At 53.3% G+C, this 4,615-nt stretch carries 4 protein-coding genes; 1 reads left to right on the forward strand and 3 read right to left on the reverse strand.

Going from position 1 to position 4,615, the window contains the following annotated elements:
• Window positions 1-664: 664 nt before the first annotated feature.
• Genes ACFFAR_RS25330 through ACFFAR_RS25340 form a run of 3 tightly spaced genes read right to left on the reverse strand, consistent with a single transcriptional unit; the run spans window position 665 to window position 3,126 of the window.
• A complete protein-coding gene (locus ACFFAR_RS25330; RefSeq protein WP_375508671.1) occupies window positions 665-1,261 on the reverse strand; it encodes a malonic semialdehyde reductase in 597 nt (198 codons plus the stop codon).
• Window position 1,262: 1 nt separating this feature from the next.
• Entirely contained in the window at window positions 1,263-2,252 is a 990-nt protein-coding gene (locus ACFFAR_RS25335) for a VOC family protein (RefSeq protein ID WP_375508672.1), read from the reverse strand.
• Between the two features lie 16 nt (window positions 2,253-2,268).
• Window positions 2,269-3,126, reverse strand: coding sequence for a fumarylacetoacetate hydrolase family protein (locus ACFFAR_RS25340; protein ID WP_375508673.1), 858 nt, complete (start codon window positions 3,124-3,126; stop codon window positions 2,269-2,271).
• A gap of 918 nt (window positions 3,127-4,044) precedes the next feature.
• Here ACFFAR_RS25340 and ACFFAR_RS25345 point away from each other — a divergent pair.
• Window positions 4,045-4,615 (forward strand): TetR/AcrR family transcriptional regulator (locus tag ACFFAR_RS25345; RefSeq protein ID WP_375508674.1); only part of this gene is annotated, 571 nt, incomplete at its 3' end.

Raw genomic sequence — 4,615 nt, forward strand, 5'->3', positions numbered from 1 at the left:
GCAATCTGATAAAGACTTTCGCGATAGCAGCGTCATACCACGCACATATCCACGCGCCGAGATCTTGCTTGTCATTACATGGCAGTTGATTTGATTCGTTAAACACGCGAACCCCTCCTCGTTTTCAGACTCGAGCGACATGCAGTCACATGCATAAGCATTGCAATAGCATCTTGAGCCAAGCGCTCATCACCTAGTGTCCGGGACAAGTGGAGCACACTCCCCAAGGCTGTCACGAAAATGAAATGAATTGCAGACGTGCGGGCCGATTGCAGTACCTCGACGGGGTCCTTGGCGCTTTCTAACCCGAGTGAGCGAATTAGGCTCGTAATAACGAGAAAACGCATACGAAACCGTCGTATGTTGCTTAATCCAAGAATTAAAATGACTTCCAGCCCGCCCGATTTGCTTATCCCTTGGGACGCTCTGCTCGCTGGCACCCCCCTAATTTCCCGGTTCTCCTTTGCAGTCGGTATCTAATGAGCTTGCCGCTGGGAATACGGAGGACATCCTCGTGTTGCGACTTCCGGGTATCCGGATAGTCGAACCAAGCGGCGATCTCGTAACACCAGCCACGGCGGTGACTGAAGCAAGCGCAACGACTATCGAGCGCGCAATGTCGATACAGCGGCTCGAGTCGCACTGTTCTATCGATAGTTCTTCGTTACAGTATTGAAGCGACTTCCTCAAATTCGAGCCGAGGTGATCGAATGTACAGTTTTGCTGGATCGCCATGTCCGATTCCACAAATAAAATTCACTCGCCAAGAAGTGCCACTAAAAAACTTTACGTCAATCCGCTCAGCAATGAAGCCGGACATTGGGCCGACGTCAAGTCCCAACCCGCGCAGCGCCATCATCAGGTAGGCCGCTTGAAGCGAGCCGTTTCGTAAGGCCGTCGGCGCGATTATGGCTTCGTTACTGAGAAAGTAGCCTTGTGCATTCAAGTTGTGCGGAAACGTCCTCGGGAGCTGGGTGTAAAATGCTGAGTCATACGCGATGATTGCGACGACTGGCGCAGTTAGCGCTTTCTTAATATTTGTTGGGGCGAGTGCCGGGATAAGCCGCTCCTTGGCTTCCTGGGATTTCAAGAAAAGCACGCGCATAGGCTGCGTATTCATTGAGGTAGGTCCCCACTTAGCGAGGTCATACGCTGCCCTTAATTCCGCGTCGCTTACCGATTCTGCCCGCCATCCATTGTGAGATCTCGCATTCGTGAATAGCGTTCCAAGTAGCGCATCGTTTTCAACCTCCTGCATCATTTCACCCGTGCATTAGTGACGTTAGTACCGGCGTACCTTCTGTCGCTGACACTGCTTTTGGCGCATCAGCCATGCTTAACTCATAGTTGTGAACGAAATCGTGAGGTACAGGGGGGCCCCAGTTGGCAAGGCTGTCCTCTAAGGCGTAGTTCGTCGGAGTCCAAAGGTCATGATCCGCGATATGGTCCATGTCCGAGTAATATTCAAACCAAGAGCCCCAAGGGTCCTGAATATAATGGAAAAAATTCGAGCCCATTGTATGGCGACCGAAACCCCAATCACCCATGCCTGCCTTGGCGAGCAGCGCGCTTCCAGCTCGTCCTACCTCGTCAGGGTCTTTGACCTGGAAGCTAGCATGGTGAAAACCCACACCCGGCGACTTGGCAAATGCCAGAACGTGATGATCGCTGTCTTTCTTTGCACACGTGAACGCGATCACGTCTTGCGCGTGATCGGCAAGACCCATCCCGAGCGCCAGCGTTACAAACTTCACGCTTCGCGCGACATCAGGGCTAAAGACCAAGATGTGTCCGAGGCGCAACGGCGTGATTGCGCTATACGATGCGCGCGGCAGCATAGCCGATCGCCCTTTGCGCACTAAGCGACCCGGCGCGTTTATCTCGAAAGAAGCACCTGCGACAGTTTGGATATCAGCCGGATGCTCAACGAGATGAATTAGCATCCCATTCGGGTCCTCAATCCATAGGCCGCGGTCCTCGCAGCCCTCGGGCACGGAACAAACCCGGCCTCCCTCGCCGGGTACCCTGGCGGCAATAGAGTCCAGGTCGCTGGCTCGAAGCGAGACATGATGGAGCCGCTTTTTCGGCGCACCCCCTAACAGAACGATCGAATCCCTATTTTGATCCTTGCAACGAAATCGCGCGACGTTGCTCGTAACGTCCGCGATCAGGCCAGCGTCAACATAAAAATTTATGCCGACCTCAAGGTCCGGTACCTCCATTGTTACTGACAAAGCGCCCAATACGGCCATTTTTTCTCTCCCGTATCTAGATGTCTGCGACGCGGTTTTCGATCACCCCAACGCCGTCAATCTCACACCGCACAACATCGCCCGAGCGCAGGAAGCTTTGCGGAACCATTCCCACGCCCACTCCTTCTGGCGTGCCAGAGGCAATCAAATCGCCAGTCTCGAGCGTGAACGCTGTTGAGAGATAAGCGATCTGCGCCCAAAGACTGTGAATCATTTGCCCCGTGTTACTGCGCTGCCTGATCTCGCCATTGACGAAACAGCGCAACTCCAGCGCGTGTGGATCTGCGATTTCGTCAGCAGTGACTATCCAAGGGCCGATTGGTCCATGTGTGTCGAATGACTTGCCCATCGTGAAAGTCGGCGTATGAAACTGCCAGTCTCGTGCAGAGACATCATTAGCGACAAAATATCCGAACACGTGGCGGGGCGCCTCCTCTTCGCTCACGCACTTGGCCGACATTCCGATCACCACGCCAAGCTCGACCTCGTAATCTAGCTTCTCGGTCACCCCAGGCTCGATTTCGTCGTATGGCCCACTGATACAAGTCGTTTGCTTGTTGAACCACGTTTGATACGGCGCACGAGCAACTCCGAGCTTGTCGGCTTCTTCAAGGTGCTTGGCGTAGTTCATGCCGATCGCGAGATATTTACCCGGCCTTTCGATTGGCGCGAGTAATTTGACCTCGGATAGCTTAAAGCTTGGTTTTGTACGGTCCACAAGCGCGCGTAGTTCAAACAATGCTTCGTCACTGTCCCCGGCGATTGCGCGAATCGTCGACCACCTACTACCCGCCGCTACGAGGTCAACGATCCCGCCATCCTTGAGCGCGCCGATTACTGGGACACCACCATTTTCGAATCGAACCAGCTTCATGTGCTAAATCCCTCATTCTGATCAAACCTACAATCTTGGACCGTCCGGACTCAAATCTTTCTGCGGATTCCATGCAACCACTCGCGTTATCTCAGACCCTGCGACGCCCTATCGCAGGCGTGCGTGCGTATCGCCAACCCCAGTGGACACCCTTTGGATCAACGCCTTGCTTGCAGCTCGCCCTAGCGGTCGTGGTGACTCTCTCAAAGCGACGCTGCAGACGTCGAGAGTCCTTGCTACCTTCATTCGGGTGCCAACGCAATTTCCCGTATAACGGCGTGCATCAGCACGCTTCCCCACGTTGCATAGCCCTCGCGCGGCAACCCCACGCTCGCTATTCGTGTCAAAAGCACTGAAGAATCTTCGCCAAGAAGGGATTGACTTATCTGTTTAAGGTTAACAACGGCTGAAGATCTTGAGCACACTCGAATTCATCTCTCACCGACTTCTTCAACATTAGAACTATCGAAGAGCCATGACTCATAATACTTTCAAGGCCACATCCCCTCAGTCGACGAACTCTATCTGGGCTCCCCTTAACCGTACCGCATAGTTCGATTATGTAACAACGATGGCTGGAGTCAAGCGAAATCTTTGGGAGTCGGCAGAGGTGCTAAGCCATGGCATATGACGCCATCGCGCGAAAGCGCTTGCTTGAATGCTGTGTTTGATAGACAACGCTGAGGCCGCCCAACATCTCCTTGTCCGGCAGTGCGCTGCGGTCGATCAATTCTTCTTTCCCAACGAACAAGCATGTAAACTGCATGCGATACCATCAAAGTTTCTAGCAAGCCGCCAGTAAAATATCCGCGAAGGCCGAGCGACACACGACAAGTCTTGATTTGCTGTAAAAGGGTCGAAACTATCGGGCTATTTCGCCTTTGCATCGCTACGTGCGAAACTTGAGAGGAAACTACAGTGCGTGTGAGGACCGAGGATAAGCGCCAGGCAATTACCGAAGTCGCTCTTGAGGTGTTTCGGGAGGTTGGATTTGAGCGCGCCAGTATGGCGATGATTTCCCGTCGCCTAGGCGGGTCAAAGGGTACGCTATACGGCTATTTCCGCTCAAAAGAAGAGCTGTTTGAGATTGCGATGAAAAGCGCCAGTGAAGGTCCAGGCGATCAGATTATGGATCTCTTGAACCCAAAATCAGCAGATTTACGCGCCGTTCTAAAGCGATTCGGAAAGGCTTACTTGAGTTTCATCCTAGGCGAGGAGGTCTTGGCTATTACCCGCACAGCAATCTCGGAGGGTTCAGGATCTTCCCTTGGCCCACACCTATTCGATCAAGGGCCTGGCCGAGCGCTTCAAAAAATGACTATTTTCTTTGATCAATTGATGAACAACGGTCAGTTGCCCAAGAGATCCCCCGCGACGGCAGCACTTCATTTTAAGGGACTGCTCGAAGCGGGGTTTCTTGAGAACGCGCTCTACGGCGCGGCACCCTGCAAGGAAAAAGCGATAACGGAAGCCGTCGATGCGTTTCTTC

The organism is uncultured Caballeronia sp. (assembly GCF_964243625.1).
Classification (GTDB): domain Bacteria; phylum Pseudomonadota; class Gammaproteobacteria; order Burkholderiales; family Burkholderiaceae; genus Caballeronia.

Bases quoted from the DNA above. Each gene is read 5' to 3' on its own strand.
- ACFFAR_RS25330 (WP_375508671.1), bottom strand. From the start codon at position 1,261: ATGATGCAGGAGGTTGAAAACGATGCGCTACTTGGAACGCTATTCACG.
- ACFFAR_RS25335 (WP_375508672.1), bottom strand. From the start codon at position 2,252: ATGGCCGTATTGGGCGCTTTGTCAGTAACAATGGAGGTACCGGACCTT.
- ACFFAR_RS25340 (WP_375508673.1), bottom strand. From the start codon at position 3,126: ATGAAGCTGGTTCGATTCGAAAATGGTGGTGTCCCAGTAATCGGCGCG.